Here is a 14,778-nt window from a genome sequence, read left to right on the forward strand (position 1 = left end):
CCCCTAAGCCTGTGATGACGACGCGTTGAGGAAAGCCTCCGTTAGTTGTTGTCATGAGCGTATAACCATTCGATTTTAAAATTTGACGTTGCTTCAAATTGACATTGCTCAAAAAGAGTCAATAGAGGTCAATAAAACTTCTGTGCGATCCGCTGTTTACGGGATCGCACAGGATTTTTCCAAATGTCAGTAGGAATAACACGCGGCGGCGAGAAAAGTTGCGACGAGGCGGAGTGAATTACAAACCCAATTCTTCAACGTGAAATCACATCCCTGGATGCTCTTTCATCGCCTGCTTCGAGCGCCGTCGACGCGTCCGCCTCTTCGGTCTGTTTCCCGACGACCTCGAGCGGAGCGGAGGAGGCTCCCGAGCGCCGTAGAATCAGATACGCGCCCACGACAATCAACGCCAGAGGCCACACCCAGGCCAACGCGCCCACAAACGGCGTCACCACCACCAACCCCATGAGCAGCAAAATGGCTGCGGGAATGTACGCCCACCGCAAATTCTGATTCAGGTAGCCGGACATTAACCCCAACACGCCAAAGGTCGCGCCCAGCCCGACAAAAAGCACGCTGGCCGGATTCAGAACTCCGATGCGCATGGCGTCCAACGCAGCCACGCCCGCCAGAGAAACGAGGACGCCGCCAGGAATGATCGCCCACCACTGGCGCGGATTGGTGATGAAGACCGCCAGAAAGCCAAGGCCGATCGACCCCAAAAAGAGGGCGCCGCTGACCCCTGCCAACATCGGCGGCCCAAACCGGCCGTAGAAGATCGTGGCGGCCAGACCCAGCAATGTGAAGCCAGGGATCGCCGCCCACCAACGCTCCTGCACTGCGGTTAGAAAAGTGTACAAAAAGACGCCGCCCGCCGCAGTGAACGCAAGCGTCCAGAAGAGATCGCCCAACGCGCCCAATATCCCGGTCGCCTGCAATAGAAAAAGCACGCCCAATAGAATCAACAACGCGCCCCACAACATCTGCTTATTGGATTGGGTGAACATGAAAAGGCTCCTTCTGTGGGAATCAAATCTTGTAGAAGCGCAAGGCAATGCGCGCTACAATCCGTTTGTGCACAATTTCACAATTTCATTCTATCACAAGAAACACTACGTCGAACCGGCAAGATCGTTTCTCGGTTGCAACAAAGACGATGCCATCCAACGTATTCAGTGCAATCTTGTTGCACCGCAGCCCCACAAAACAGGCGTTCCACGCACGAGGCGTTATAATTCCCCCATCGAACCATCGCCTGTGGAGTTCACCTCCGGCAGTTCAGGACGATCGGCGAGAAATAACCTGAGAAGGATGCGCCTCTAGAGCTGGGCTGAGGCGGCGGATCGAACAAAACCAAAGAATCGTCAGAACATCAGAGCGCAGAAAGTTTATGTCGGAAATTATCCTGGTGAACATCACCGGCAAAGACCGCACCGGGCTGGTTGCCCGCATCACCGGCGCCCTGGCCGAGCATGGGGTGAACGTGCTTGACATCGGCCAGGCGGTGATTCACGATTACATCTCGCTGGGGCTGCTGATCGAAATTCCCGAGGCGCAGCAATCCTCTCCCGTGCTCAAAGATCTGCTTTTTATCGGACACGAGCTAGGGGTCGAGGTGCGCTTCCGCCCCACCACACTCTCCGACTATGAGCATTGGGTCGACGAACAGGGCAAGCCGCGCTATATCATCACCCTGCTCGGGCGCAAGCTGAGCGCGGCGCAAATCTCTTGCGTCGCCGCCGTTTGCGCCGCGCACCAACTCAACATCGACGTGATCACGCGGCTGACCGGTCGCATTTCCCTTGTCAATCCAACGCGCACGCCGAGGGCTTGCGTGCAGATGGCGGCGAGCGGCTGGCTGGTCGATGAGGCGACGATGCGCGGTCAGCTCCTGCAGATTTCCACGGAAATGGGCATCGATATCGCCTTTCACGCCGATGACATCTATCGCCGCAACCGTCGACTCGTCGTCTTCGACATGGACTCGACTTTGATTCAGGCCGAGGTGATCGATGAGCTCGCCAAGGAGGCGGGCGTGGGCGACGAGGTGGCCGCCATCACCGCCGCAGCGATGCGCGGGGAAATGGATTTTCGCGAGAGCCTGACGCGCCGCGTGGCGCTTCTGGCGGGGTTGCCGGAGGAGACGCTGGCGCGCGTGGCGGCGCGCCTCCGCCTCACGGAAGGCGCAGAATTGGTGACCAGCACGCTGAAGCGCCTGGGGTATAAGATCGGCATCCTCTCCGGCGGTTTCGACTACTTCGGCAGGCGCCTGCAAGAGCAGCTCGGCTTCGACTATATGTACGCCAACCGGCTGGAGATCGTCGACGGGAAGCTGACCGGCCGACTGGTGGGCGAGATCATCGACGGCCCGCGCAAGGCCGAGCTGCTGCGCCAAATTGCAGCTGCCGAGGGCCTCCGTCTGGAGCAAACCATCGCCGTGGGCGACGGCGCCAATGACCTGCCGATGCTGAGCGTGGCCGGGTTGGGCGTCGCCTTTCACGCCAAGCCCGTCGTGCGCCGCCAGGCCGACGGCGCCATCTCGGACCTGGGGTTGGATGGGTTGTTATATCTGATCGGGATACGCGATCGCGATCTCGAGGCCAAAGTGAGTTCGCTCTAGCAGGGGCGGAACGGGGCGCTCGAGAGGCCTCGCTTTCCATCGCTCGACATCGCAGACTCAAGCGCGGCCCGCCGCAGCTCGCCAGGCCGGCCGCAAATCGCGTTGCAGCATTTGATACACGGCGTACATGCGGTCATAGACGGCGGAAGCTTCTGGATTTGGCTCGAAGCGACGCACGATGGTCACCGTCCCCTGCACGGCATCCTGGATGGAGGGCCACCAGCCCAATCCTACGCCGGCCAACAGCGCCGCCCCTTTGGCGCCAAACTCCGTCCCAGATGGAACCAACACGCTTTTGCCTGTGCAATCGGCGATGATCTGGCTCCAAAACGCGCTTTTCGCTCCACCGCCCGCCAGTCGAATCTCGCGAGCTTCCTGCGGCATGACGGCGAAGCCATCGCGGATCGAGAGGGCGACGCCTTCGTACACTGCACGCAGCAGGTCGGCGCGCGTGTGTTGGTCGGTCAGGCCAAAAAACTCGGCGCGCGCCGCCGGCTCAAAATAGGGAGTTGTGATGCCCAACGGGCTGAGGTAGGGCAGGAAGAGCGCGCCATTGGCGCCGATCGGGCTGTTGCCGGCCAATCTTTCAAGCGTTGCAAACAGCTCCGCAGGCGTCCTTACATTCGCTTGCTCCACTGCGCAAAACTGGGCGATAAACCAGTCTAGACAAGTGGTGCCGGCCACATTCACCATCGCCCGCAGCCAACGCCCGCCGGGCATACAAAAGAGCAGACCCACGTCTACAGGTTCAAAGACAGGCTCCGCAGCGACCAGACAATTCAAGATATTGGTGCCCAGCAGCGTGCAGCCGACGCCCGGCGACACTGCGCCCAACCCGATCGCAGAGGCGGGCACGTCGCCTGCGCCCACTGCGACCGGAACGCCCGGCCGCAGACCGGTCTGCTCCGCCGCCTGCGCCGTGACGAAGCCGGCGACGCTTTCAGAGGGCGCCAGCCGTGGAAAAAGGGGACGATAGTCGTCGAGGCCGAAGAGCGCGAACATGGCGTCGCTGTAGCCGCATCCCCGCGCATCGCCCGGCATGACGCTGGCCTCCGTCGGGTCGATTTGAATGCAGCCGGTCAACTTGTAGGCGATCCAGTCTTTGCAGCAGAGGGCATGGGCGGCGCGCGCCAGCGTCTCCGGCTCGTTTTCGGCCAGCCATCGGATCAGAGGCAGCGTACAGCCCTGTTGCATGACGGATCCAGAGGAGTGAAAGATGCGCGTCATAAAGTCGGGCATGGCGGCGATCAGGCGATCGATCAGCGGCTGCGTGCGCCCGTCGTTCCAGAGAATCGCCTTGCGCACCGGATGGCCCTGCGCATCCACCAGCCAGGCGCCGACCATGTTGCCGGTCAGGCCAACGCCAGCGATGCGTTCCGACGCAAACCGATGCTCTGTCAGAAGCGACCGGATCGCTGCAGCGGTCACTTCCCAGACGACGTTCATGTCCGTTTCCGACCAACCGGGCTGCGGGGTCTCAACCGGCGTGCGGCGACGCACCACCGCCAGCTCTCGCCCGGCGCGATCAAAGAGCGCTGCTTTCACCACCGACGTGCCGGCGTCGACGCCGAGCAGCAAATCCGAAGCCACCGATGCAATCATTTCACTGCGCCCGCCGTCAATCCCTCTACGAAACTCCGTCCCACCAGGCTGAACAGGAACAGCACGGGCAACATCGTCACCGTTGCGCCGGCCAACAGCAGCCCCCAATCCACCTGATACTGGCCGATGATGCCGGCCAGGCCAACCGGCACAGTGCGGTTGGCATCGCTGAGAATCAAGACCGATGCGAACATGTACTCCGTCCACGAAGTGATAAAGGCGAAGATCGCCACGCTGGCGACGCCGGGGGCGCTGAGCGGCAATACGATGCGCATCAGCGCCTGCAGACGGGTGGCGCCATCCAGCGCCGCAGCTTCCTCCAATTCCAGTGGGATCGTTGTGAAAAAGGCGCGCAACATCCAGACGGCGAAAGGCGCCGTAAAGGTCACGTTGATAATGATCAAGGCCAGCAACCGGTCGATCAGCCCCAATTGGCTCAGCATGCCGTACAACGGAATCAGCAACAGCACCCCAGGAAAGGCGTAGGTGACAAGGATGACGCGGAAAAGCAGCTTGCCGCCCGGCAGCCGCAACCGGTAGAGTCCATAGGCGGCCGGGGTGCTGAGCGCGACGCAGAGGAGCATCGCTCCCAAGGCGACGATCAGGCTGTTAACGAGATAGATCGGAAAATTGGAAGAACGAAACAGCTTCTCATAATGCTGCAGCGTGAACGACTGAGGAATCAGCGTGGGCGTCCTGGCGATGATCTCCTGCGGCGCCTTGAAGCTCGACGTAATCACGTAATAAAAAGGCGCAATCACGATGAAGAGCAGCAGAAAGACGCCAAGCGCCAGGAAGACGCGGTTGCGAATGCGCCGGGTCATGACTCATCCTCCTGCTTGGGCGCCATGAAACGAATGAACAACAGCGCGAAGATCAGGAGCGCCAGGCCGGAAAGCACGGAAATGGCCGCCGCCTGGCTAAGGCGATATCGGGTGAACGCTGTGTCATAGATCAGCACAGGCAGCGTCGTCGTCGCATTGGAGGGGCCGCCGCCGGTCAACAGCCAGATGACGTCAAAGACGTTGAACGACAGAAGCGTGCCCACCAGCCCAAGCACAAATAGCACCGGCTGCAACAGCGGCAGGGTGATGCGCCAGAACCGTTGCACGGCTGTGGCGCCGTCCACCGCCGCCGCTTCATACAGTTCTTGAGGGATGCTCTGCAGTGCAGCCAGCAAAGTCACCGCCATGAAGGGAAACCAGCGCCATGCGTTGATCAGAACTACAGACGTCGCAGCGGTCGTCGGCGCCCCAAAAAAGCCGACCGGCTCTGCAGTCAGGCCGATCGCCATCAAGAGGTAATTGATTACGCCGGAACTGCTCAACAGCCATCGCCAGATGATCACCACTACAACCGTCGGCACGATCCAGGAGAGGATGATCCAAATGCGCGCAAACTGCTGGCCGGGGAACCGTTGATTCAAGATCAGTGCAGCCGTAAACGCCGCCAGGGTCTGCACAACTGCGTTGCCCACCACCCAAATTGCGCTGCGGCCAAACGCCTGCCAGAAGCTTTCCGATCCCAGAATGCGCGCGTAATTATCGAGGCCGACGAAGTCACCCGCCGTCCCGATAATGCGGATGTCCTGCATACTCAGCGCAATCGCCGAAAAGAGAGGATATAGAATGGTCGCAGCCAGCCAGAGCAAAAGCGGCGCGACGAAAAGATAGCCTCCCAATCGATTGCGGCTCGCCGTTGCGCGACGCTTTTTCTGCGTTGTGTCGTTTGATGAAAAAGAACTGGCGTGATCCATCGTGATCGCAGGGGCTTTCGCCGTCCGGCGTTTTTGTGGTTCAAAAACGATCGTTATCGTTCAAGCATCTTCCAGGAAGTCGTGACGCCTGGCGACCCTATGCATGATGAAAACCGCATCTGGTCGCCAGGCTTATCAAGCGCGCTCTTGTTGATCTCTGCGCCTTTGCATTGACTCTTCTCAAAACAGGCTTCCTGGAAGATGCCGTTGACGGACCGCGTTACTCGCCGATCGCTTCCTCCATCAACGCCTGGCCGGCGGCCACAGCTTCGGCGGCGGGCTTGCCGTCGATGACCACCATCTGCAGCGTCTGCGCCAGCAGATTCTGGGCGGAGATGGCGGCGATGCTGGGGAAGGTGTTGCCGTTGGTGAAGCCAAACAGGCGGCCATTCCTGGCGTTCGCGATCATCGTTTCAATCTGGCTGCGATATTTGACGGCCAGCGGATCGTTCCAGAACGTTTCATCCTGGCTGCCCGCCTCTGTGACGGGTAGGAACAGGCCCGGCTCCATGTTCAGGAAGCGACCATAGTTGCCCGGTTTGAGTAAAAAGCGCAGGAACTCTTTGGCAGCCTCTTGCTTGGCCGGATCGTCGGTCAACAGCATCACTGCGTTCGAGTACGCGATGGTGCCGCTCTCTTCGACGTTCGGAGAGTGAGGGATGGCTATCACGCCGAGATCGTTCGGGTCTCCCTCCGCCTGGGTGTCGTAGGTGGTGATGACGGTGAATTGCAGGATCATGGCGCAGGTGCGGTTGGCAAAGCAGGCTTCGGCTTCGCCCCATGTCCAGTTCGGGCTATCCGGCGGCGAAAAACGATACAGCTTGCTGTAGAAATCATAGGCCTCCACCGTCTGCGGATTGTTGAAACGCAGCGTGCCATCCGGGTTATAGATTTCTTCGGCGCCTGCATTGACCATGAAATCATAGACCACCTGGTCTGTGTACAGATGCTTGTTGGCGGGCAAGCCAATGCCGTACTGCCCATCTCTGGTGAGCGCCTCCACGGCGGCCTCCCACTCCTCCCAGGTCTTCGGCGGTTCGACGCCCGCCTCCGCAAAAACGCTGGGGCGGTACCAGAGCGAATGCGCCATGTTATACAGCGGCAGCGCCCACGTGTGGCCATCATAGGCGTACGGCTCGACCGCAGTGGGATAGAAGGAATAGAGGGCGTCCATCTCTGCAACCAGATCTTCCATCGGCTGCACCTTGCCGAGGTCCTTCAGGATAGGCGTGAAGTCAGGAATGGCGAAGAGCAGCTCCGGCGCGTTGCCCGCAGCGACGGCGGCCGGCGCCTTGGTGTAGATCTCGCCCCAGTTTTGCGGCTCCTGGCTGACGACGATTCCCGGGTTGGCGGCGTTGAATTCATCGATGAGCTGTTGGATGCGCTGCACGCGGTGAGGCGGCTGCTCCATGTGCCAGAGCCTGACGCTGACCGGCTGCGCAGGACTTTCAGCGGCGGGAGCCGGCTGGGGCGCCGTAGGGGCGGCGGGCGCGCAGGCGGACAACCCCACCGCCATTGTCAATACGACTGCGATCATGAAGAGCATGGAACTTTTGTGACGACTCATGGTTTGGCTCCTTGTGGTGAACTCTGAGGGACCAAAAACGCCGACTACGATTTAACTCTATCCTGATCCTTACAGATGCGGATTCCGACTACGAAAGCGTTGGACCAAGGCCGCGTTGTGCGCGGCGGCGTTCGGCATGTTTGCGCTGATGTAAATCGGCGCCTCCCCGTCCACATTTGTCAAACGCCAGGCGACCTCGGTCAGGATGGCGTTCAGAATAAAGGCGCCCGCCACCGTTGAACTCGGTCCCGTGCGCAGCCCACTGCTCCCGATCTCCACTAAGGCGTCGCCCGGAACGCCCTGATTGTCGATCACGATGTCGGCCACGTCCGCCAGCTTTTTGCCGCTGGGGCCGGGCGCCACCGTCGCTGCGTATGCGCGCGCCACGACGGCGATAACGGTCATCCCGCGCTGCTTGGCGGCAAGCGCCGTCTCGACCGGCACTGCATTGACGCCGCTGTTGGAAAAAATCATGATCACATCCTCTGGGCCCACCGGGTAGCGCGCCAACACGGCGGGGCCCAGGCCGCTGGTGCGCTCCATGAGCGTGCTGGTCACAGCGCCTTCGTGCAGCATGAGCGCCGAGGAGAGAATGGGACAGACCGGCGCCAGGCCGCCGGCGCGATAGTGGCCTTCCTCGGCGAGCATATGGGAGTGTCCGGTGCCGAACAGATACAGTTGTCCTCCGTTGCGCAACGCCTGGGTGATGGCGGTTGCAGCGGCGTCGATGGCCGCGGTCTGCGTCTCTGCGATGACTTGCAGAAGCCGCTGCACCTGCTCCATATAGCGAGTGGCGCCGGGCAGTTGCTCCAGCGGGCGATCAGGGGATGCATGGAGAGTCGTCATCAGATTTCCTCAGTGCAAAGGTGGGCGAAATTATGCAATCAATCTATAGGATACTCAGAATAATGGTCTATACCACTATAGACTATCATATGCCGATCCTCCGGCGTTGTCAACTCAACAAAAAACGCTGCCCCCACATATAACATTCAGAGTTTCTCGCCGGATGCGAACTGGAGGGCAACCTAAAACTGCTTGGATTGCGACATCTGTCGCCGCAAATGCAACGCTCTTCGCATCTCTTTGAGAAAGGCGGCAATTGAAACAGGGGGCGTCGGTCTGACGCCCCCTGTTCAAATCAGCCTCGCATGCACCAACATCCCCCCAGAAGGCTCGATGCTACGAACTCTCTGAGGGCGGGAATCCTTACGGCGCCGCCATCATGGATTCGGCGGGGATAATGGTGGCGTCGGCCGGCGCGTTGATGGTCTGCGGCTCATTGAAGGCGGAATTGACCACCGAAGTCGAGAATTCAACCAGCGAAGCGCCTGACGGCATTTCTTCAGCCGGCAGCGCGCCGGTCATGGCCGCCATCTGCAACAGGCCGGAGAGATCCCAGGAGAAGAGCGTCGTCTGGGCGACGATGTAGTTCGGCTCCTCCAGGCTCACCGCCGTTGTGCTCTCTGAAACCAGCCCCTGGAAGAGCATCGGCCCCATGAAGCTCAGCATCGTCAGCGCCTGCTCAATTTCGGCTGCACTGGGCGCACCTTCGCCGAGGGAGCCGGATTCAGCCAGCCCTTTGATCAGGTCAATAAATTCCGGGCTGCTGATGAGAGCAGGGATGTCCATCTTGGTGACGAAGACGGCGACATCCATGTCGTTGATCACGTCGTCCTCAGCGCGAGAGACAGCCATGTACTGCTCGAATGCGGTGGGATCGGACAATGAGGACTGCACGGCGAACAACACGGCTGCGAGCGCTGCGTTTTCGGGGCTGTCCGCCAGCATGGATGGGTCCATCTCCATTTGGGTGGCGGCCGCCTCGAACATGCCCTGCTCGGCTGCGGCTTCCAGCACCGGGCCAAATTCAAAACCCAGCCAGCCGGCCAACGATTCGCCGCCTTCGAGCAGCGGGGCGACGTCGGTGAGGTTGACGTACAAAACGCCGTCGACCAACTTCACAGGAACAGAGAACAGGTCTGGCACAGGGACGCCAATGTCAGCAGAAAGCGCTTCGGCGAGCTCTTCACTGATGTCCACGACGATCACCATGTCGAAGGACCAGCCGTTGTAGAAATCGACCAGCACTTCAGGCGATTCGGCCATCACAGCGGCGAGGTCTTCCTGCGTCTGCACCCCGGCGAGCGCCGCTGCAGCCGCCACGGCCTCCTCACCGTAAGAGAAAGACCCGTCCACCGTGACGGTGACGGCGGCCTCATCGATTCCCAGCCCTGGCAGGCCGGCCAGCACACCGCGATACTCGGCTGAGGCTTGATAGGAGGTCACCCCCAACATGTTCTGCATGGCGACGGTCAACAACTCGCAGTCGTCAGCGGAGAGGTCTCCGCAGAAAGGTTCAGCCTGAGCGAACGCCGTGCTGAAGGAGGCCAACAACAAAGCCATCACCAGGAGCAGGGAAATAAGTTTTGAACGCATACCTCGAAACTCCTTTCAATGCTATAGATTTGTAAACGCCTGCAGGGTAAAATCAACTTAGCGAAACGGAATGGAAAGCGCGAGTCCAGTGTACCATGATTTGGAAATTTCGTAAACTCGATTTTTTTTAGCCTTGCCTTCTCCGAGCAATTTTGCGTAAATGCAGGAAGCGCCGGTCGACTTTCATTATCTGCGCCGACTGTTAACCCATTATTAACATAAAGTAAATCGTTGGCGGCATTACTTGCCTATCTGCGCATTTTACAATATAATGGTCGTGTAATGATATGGGATATTTGTCATCTTTCGTGTTCTCCGCGTCGGAGAGTTTATCTCGGTGATTCGCCCATTTTTGCTTGGCGATATTTTCCTGATTCAACGCCTTAGCCGTCAGGCGACGCATCTGCCCTGCGCATATATCTTTCTCCAGCCACAATCGAGCTTATCGATTGCGCTCAGCGCCGTCTTGCCATGGTCGACGACGAGAATGTTGACCTATGTTCTGCGGCAGGATGGTCATGGCCTGGTGCACGAAGGGTTCCTGCAAGCAAGGCGCTGCGGCAACACACGCGAGGCGGAGATTTTATGCCTGGCGCCCAGCCTGGACGCGCCCAAAGGGCATCCAGCTATCTGGAACAAACTATTGGCCCATTTCGTGCATGTAGCTGGAGCGAGCCATATTGAACGGATTTACGCCGACGCACCGGATCAACCGTTGCTTGTCAACACCTTTGCTGCGGTGGGCTTTGAGCCGTTCACCCGTCAAACCGTCTGGCGTTGCTTCGACCCCGATGTAACCTTGCATCGACGCGACATTGCTCTCCTCGCCCGACCGCGCAGCGCCGTTGACGACTGGGATCTGCGACGCCTGTATAGAAAGTCTACGCCTGAGCGGGTGCGCATGGCCGAAGGGTGCGGCAACGAAGGGGACGCCGCCTTTCCGTCGCAGGAGAACTTGCCGTCAGAGCAAAACGTTTTGTATGTAGTGCGAGAAGGGGGTGATCTGACCGGCGCCTTTGCAATGACGCGTAGCGCACACGGCGTCTGGCTGCAGCTTTGGGGCGACTCGCTGGAGCCAACCATGCGCTCCGTGCGAACGTTGTTCGAGCAGGCTCTGTTGGTGATGACGCTCAACCGCTGGAAGGGGCCTGTGTACTTCGCCGTCAGCGACTATCAGGGAGGCCTCGGCGCGGTGCTTGAAGAGTTTGGCTTTGCCCCTTTTTGCGACCGCGTTCGAATGGTGAAGCACATGGTGAAATGGGTGCGCGAAAGCGTCGCCAGCGCTGCACCGCTGGTGGAAACAGCCAGCGAAATTGTTCCCACCACCTATGCGCCGCCGAAGACAGTCGCATCGTCAGCGCACCCGTCTACGCATGCGCATTCCGGGGATGCCTTGTGAAAAAGAATCTATTCCCGCTTCCGTTGCACCGTGGGCCGGATCGTCTATCAGATCACAACTCGCATCAAACCGGTTCTGACGCTTTGACAACGAATCTTTCGACGACGAGTTCTTTGACAACTGACTCTTTAACGACTGACACATCTAATATGAACACACTTCAGATTACCGACGACCTTGATTTGCTGTTGGCTGTCCTGCCTGAACGCATTCGCCGGACGCTGGAACAGTCGGAGCGCAAGGAGAACCTGATCGAGGTCATCATGGACCTTGGGCGTCTGCCCGAGGCGCGCTTCACCGACGGAGAAATGGTGCTCAGCGACCAGGAGGTGACGCACGAGGACCTGCGCATGGTGGTGGAACGCGTCGGCGATTTCGGCGCGGACAACCGCGCCGGCATCGAGCGCACCTTGCATCGCATTTCGGCCATTCGCAATCGCAAGGGCGATGTGATCGGCTTGACCTGTCGCGTCGGACGCGCAGTCTACGGCGCCATTGAAATCATCAAGGATATCGTCAACAGCGAACGCAGCATTTTGTTGTTGGGTCGACCGGGCGTCGGCAAGACGACCCTGCTGCGCGAGGCGGCGCGTCTGCGCAGCGAAGTCAAACGCGTGGTGATCGTCGACACGAGCAACGAAATCGCCGGCGACGGCGACATCCCGCATCCGGCGATCGGCCGTTCGCGCCGCATGCAGGTGCCCGACCCATCGTTACAGCACGAACTGATGATCGAGGCGGTGGAGAACCACATGCCCGAGGTCATCATCATCGACGAAATCGGCCGCGAGCAGGAGGCGATTGCAGCGCGCACGATCGCCGAGCGCGGCGTGCAGCTGATCGGCACGGCGCACGGCAACAGCCTGGAAAACTTGCTGATGAATCCCACCCTCAGCGATCTCGTCGGCGGCATCGAATCTGTGACCCTCTCCGACGAGGAAGCGCGGCGGCGCGGCACACAGAAAAGCGTGCTCGAGCGACGCGCCCCACCCACCTTCGATGTGCTGATCGAGATCAAAGACCGTCAACATTTGGTGATCCACCACGACGTGGCGCAGGCGGTGGACGCCATTTTGCGCGGACGCGAGTTAATCCCGGAGGAGCGCTTCGTCGATGAACGGGGCGTGATTCAAATCCGACGCTTTGAGACAACTCCTGAGCACAGCGACTTCTCGGGGCGCATGCGCAGAAAACGAGAACGGGATGGCGTCGGCGAAGCGCTCGGCAGAAAGATGAATGGCCACGCTTACGCCGAGGAGCTTGATGCGCCGGACGCGTCCTCCAAGGAACGGGGGATGGCGTCGGAGCCGGTGAAACGCAACACAGTGCGCATCTATCCTTACGGGATCGGACAGAACCGACTGCGGGCAGCCGCAACTGCGCTCAACGTGCCGATCCAGATCGTGGACAATCTAAACATCGCCGACGCAGTGATGACGCTGAAAAACTACTACCGCCAACAACCGGCGCCGATCCAGGAGGCGGAGCGTCGCGGCATCCCTGTTTACATCTTGCGCAGCAACACCACGGCGCAGATGGAGCAGATCCTGGTCGATCTTTTCAACATCGCCGTTGATCCGATCGACGCGTTTGAAGAGGCGATGCGCGAAACGCAGGATGGCATTCAACGCGTGCTCAACGGCGCCTCTGACGTCACGCTCAGTCCGCAATCGGCGGCGATCCGCAGCCAGCAACATCAGCTTGTGCGGGCCGCCAACCTGATCAGCCATAGCTATGGACGCGAACCCTATCGCCGCGTGCGCATTTTTCGCCGCTGATCGTCACCGAATCCGGACGGACGGCCTCACGACTTCCTGACTCCATGGCCTTCCAGAGGGGAGCGCTCCGCTCTGGAAGGCTTCAATTTCAACCTTCGAATGACGCCGACTGCGTTTTCGGCGTCTCACTTCAGAGCAATGGACATACGCAGTGGGTGTTCTCATTACGTTTGAAGGCGCCGAAGGCAGCGGCAAGACGACGCAGCTCCGCATGCTCGCTGCTGCATTAGCGCAGTCCGGCTATCGCATCGTGGCGACGCGTGAGCCGGGCGGCACGCGCATCGGCGACGCCATTCGCACTCTTCTGCTCGACCATCGTCGCGTGGAGATCAGCCCTCGGGCCGAAACGTTGCTTTTTCAGGCCGCGCGCGCCCAGATCGTCGACGAAGTGATTCGTCCGGCGCTGGCCGCCGGCTCGATCGTCCTGTGCGATCGGTACGCCGACAGCACGCTCGCCTATCAGGGCTATGGCCGAGGACAGTCGCTCGATACGTTGAAGCTGTTAGGCGATTACGCGACAGACCATCTGTCGCCCACTCTGACGATCTATCTCGACATCGACGTGCATGAAGGTCTGGCGCGCAAGCGCGCCGGTGCGCCCGAAGAGTGGAATCGGATGGAAAATCTGGACATCGACTTTCATCAGCGCGTGCGCGAGGGCTACTTAGCGCTCGCTGCGGCCGAACCCGCGCGATGGCTGGTGCTCGATGCAACCCAGCCGATCGAGGCGCTCCATCGCACAATTCTGCTGCGCGTGCTTGCTTTGTTAGGCGATTTCCCTGAAAATCTGCTACAAATGAATTCAGGCGAAGCAGAAAGGAGTTAGAAGATGAAACTGGTGATGGCGATTATCAACAGCGATGACACCCGCAACGTGCTCGATCGCCTGGCGAGACGAGGATTTTCGGCGACGGTGACGAGCACAACGGGCGGCTTTTTACGCGTGGGCAACACCACGATCTTCTGTGGCGTCGAGGATGAAAAGGTTGAAGAGGTGATCGGCATCTTTCGCGAAAGCTGTCCGAGTCGCATTCAATATGTCACGCCGCTGCCGCCGGTGATGGAGCCGGGGGAAGTCCACATTCCGACTCCGGTGGAAAAACACATGGGCGGCGCCACGATTTTTGTCCTCGATGTGGCGCGTTTCGAGAAGATTTAGTCAAAGTTCAAGGTTCACGCGTCGTCCACCCCCGAGTCGTCGCCGGCAGGCTGCGGCATCATCTTCTCGATCTCCTCTGGACTCTCGCCGCGTTCCAATCGTTCAACGACTTCGGTCATTTCGGGATCCAACGGCTCACCCATCTCGTCGCTCATTTTGCGCATAAAGCTCGCCAATGCGCGCGGGTCTTCATTTTCCAACCCGGCCATGAACGAGGGATCCGCCAGATCATCCAGACGGCTCTCCTCCGATTTCAGCACGGCCACGCGACTCACCAGCCTGCGCAGCTTTGTTCCCTCACAGGTGGGGCAGCGCGCCGCCGCGTCGCTGGCGTCGGAAAAAGTGCGGAAGAAGACGCTGACGCGTTTGCGACAGTCAAAGCAGTAGTATTCGTAGATTGGCATGGCTCCCCTTTTCCCCCTCCAGCGTCCTCACGTATACTTACAGGCATGATGCAA

Annotated in this window: 13 protein-coding genes; 5 read left to right on the plus strand and 8 right to left on the minus strand. The window is 59.7% G+C overall.

The window, feature by feature from the left end; genetic code table 11:
• Window positions 1–254: 254 nt before the first annotated feature.
• Window positions 255–1,007, minus strand: coding sequence for a hypothetical protein (locus Q0367_RS01830; RefSeq protein WP_297630019.1), 753 nt, complete (start codon window positions 1,005–1,007; stop codon window positions 255–257).
• Between the two features lie 383 nt (window positions 1,008–1,390).
• Between Q0367_RS01830 and serB the strand changes: the two genes are divergently transcribed.
• The gene (gene serB, locus Q0367_RS01835; RefSeq protein WP_297630023.1) at window positions 1,391–2,620 is read left to right on the plus strand and encodes a phosphoserine phosphatase SerB; all 1,230 of its coding nucleotides are present in this window, start codon (window positions 1,391–1,393) and stop codon (window positions 2,618–2,620) included.
• A 57-nt stretch (window positions 2,621–2,677) separates the two neighbouring features.
• Here serB and Q0367_RS01840 read toward each other — a convergent pair whose 3' ends face one another.
• The 6 genes from Q0367_RS01840 to Q0367_RS01865 all read right to left on the minus strand — a co-directional run bounded on the left by Q0367_RS01840 (window position 2,678) and on the right by Q0367_RS01865 (window position 9,984).
• Window positions 2,678–4,222, minus strand: coding sequence for an FGGY-family carbohydrate kinase (locus Q0367_RS01840; protein ID WP_297630026.1), 1,545 nt, complete (start codon window positions 4,220–4,222; stop codon window positions 2,678–2,680).
• A complete protein-coding gene (locus Q0367_RS01845) occupies window positions 4,219–5,046 on the minus strand; it encodes a carbohydrate ABC transporter permease (protein ID WP_297630029.1) in 828 nt (275 codons plus the stop codon). Before Q0367_RS01845 ends, Q0367_RS01840 begins: the two co-directional genes overlap by 4 nt.
• On the minus strand, window positions 5,043–5,903 hold the full coding sequence (locus tag Q0367_RS01850; protein ID WP_297630032.1) for a carbohydrate ABC transporter permease: 861 nt from the start codon (window positions 5,901–5,903) through the stop codon (window positions 5,043–5,045). The genes Q0367_RS01845 and Q0367_RS01850 overlap by 4 nt, the downstream gene beginning before the upstream one ends.
• A 295-nt stretch (window positions 5,904–6,198) precedes the next feature.
• Window positions 6,199–7,545: an ABC transporter substrate-binding protein gene (locus tag Q0367_RS01855; RefSeq protein WP_297630035.1), complete on the minus strand. Its 1,347-nt coding sequence runs from the start codon at window positions 7,543–7,545 to the stop codon at window positions 6,199–6,201.
• A 69-nt stretch (window positions 7,546–7,614) separates the two neighbouring features.
• Complete coding sequence (locus Q0367_RS01860; RefSeq protein ID WP_297630038.1) at window positions 7,615–8,391, minus strand: SIS domain-containing protein; 777 nt, start codon at window positions 8,389–8,391, stop codon at window positions 7,615–7,617.
• A gap of 363 nt (window positions 8,392–8,754) precedes the next feature.
• Complete coding sequence (locus tag Q0367_RS01865) at window positions 8,755–9,984, minus strand: hypothetical protein (RefSeq protein ID WP_297630040.1); 1,230 nt, start codon at window positions 9,982–9,984, stop codon at window positions 8,755–8,757.
• A 337-nt stretch (window positions 9,985–10,321) separates the two neighbouring features.
• Between Q0367_RS01865 and Q0367_RS01870 the strand changes: the two genes are divergently transcribed.
• The 4 genes from Q0367_RS01870 to Q0367_RS01885 all read left to right on the plus strand — a co-directional run bounded on the left by Q0367_RS01870 (window position 10,322) and on the right by Q0367_RS01885 (window position 14,320).
• Window positions 10,322–11,383, plus strand: coding sequence for a hypothetical protein (locus tag Q0367_RS01870; RefSeq protein WP_298980722.1), 1,062 nt, complete (start codon window positions 10,322–10,324; stop codon window positions 11,381–11,383).
• A 149-nt stretch (window positions 11,384–11,532) separates the two neighbouring features.
• Window positions 11,533–13,161, plus strand: coding sequence for a R3H domain-containing nucleic acid-binding protein (locus tag Q0367_RS01875; protein ID WP_297630044.1), 1,629 nt, complete (start codon window positions 11,533–11,535; stop codon window positions 13,159–13,161).
• A gap of 151 nt (window positions 13,162–13,312) precedes the next feature.
• Window positions 13,313–13,987 carry a dTMP kinase gene (gene tmk, locus Q0367_RS01880; RefSeq protein ID WP_297630046.1) on the plus strand — a complete coding sequence of 225 codons (675 nt, stop codon included), beginning with the start codon at window positions 13,313–13,315 and terminating at the stop codon, window positions 13,985–13,987.
• Window positions 13,988–13,990: 3 nt separating this feature from the next.
• Window positions 13,991–14,320: a cyclic-di-AMP receptor gene (locus Q0367_RS01885; protein ID WP_297630047.1), complete on the plus strand. Its 330-nt coding sequence runs from the start codon at window positions 13,991–13,993 to the stop codon at window positions 14,318–14,320.
• 14 nt (window positions 14,321–14,334) lie between these two features.
• Here the strand turns inward: Q0367_RS01885 and Q0367_RS01890 are convergent, their stop codons facing one another.
• Window positions 14,335–14,724, minus strand: a complete 390-nt coding sequence (locus Q0367_RS01890) for a zinc ribbon domain-containing protein (RefSeq protein ID WP_297630049.1) — start codon at window positions 14,722–14,724, stop codon at window positions 14,335–14,337.
• Between the last annotated feature and the right edge of the window lie 54 nt (window positions 14,725–14,778).

The sequence above is a fragment of the uncultured Caldilinea sp. genome, from assembly GCF_937128415.1.
GTDB lineage: Bacteria > Chloroflexota > Anaerolineae > Caldilineales > Caldilineaceae > Caldilinea.

Excerpts from the sequence above, each read along its gene's own strand:
- Q0367_RS01865 (WP_297630040.1), bottom strand. The coding sequence starts at position 9,984 with ATGCGTTCAAAACTTATTTCCCTGCTCCTGGTGATGGCTTTGTTGTTG.
- Q0367_RS01840 (WP_297630026.1), bottom strand. The coding sequence starts at position 4,222 with ATGATTGCATCGGTGGCTTCGGATTTGCTGCTCGGCGTCGACGCCGGC.
- Q0367_RS01845 (WP_297630029.1), bottom strand. The coding sequence starts at position 5,046 with ATGACCCGGCGCATTCGCAACCGCGTCTTCCTGGCGCTTGGCGTCTTT.
- serB (WP_297630023.1), top strand. The coding sequence starts at position 1,391 with ATGTCGGAAATTATCCTGGTGAACATCACCGGCAAAGACCGCACCGGG.
- Q0367_RS01890 (WP_297630049.1), bottom strand. The coding sequence starts at position 14,724 with ATGCCAATCTACGAATACTACTGCTTTGACTGTCGCAAACGCGTCAGC.
- Q0367_RS01830 (WP_297630019.1), bottom strand. The coding sequence starts at position 1,007 with ATGTTCACCCAATCCAATAAGCAGATGTTGTGGGGCGCGTTGTTGATT.
- Q0367_RS01860 (WP_297630038.1), bottom strand. The coding sequence starts at position 8,391 with ATGACGACTCTCCATGCATCCCCTGATCGCCCGCTGGAGCAACTGCCC.
- Q0367_RS01885 (WP_297630047.1), top strand. The coding sequence starts at position 13,991 with ATGAAACTGGTGATGGCGATTATCAACAGCGATGACACCCGCAACGTG.
- Q0367_RS01875 (WP_297630044.1), top strand. The coding sequence starts at position 11,533 with ATGAACACACTTCAGATTACCGACGACCTTGATTTGCTGTTGGCTGTC.
- Q0367_RS01855 (WP_297630035.1), bottom strand. The coding sequence starts at position 7,545 with ATGAGTCGTCACAAAAGTTCCATGCTCTTCATGATCGCAGTCGTATTG.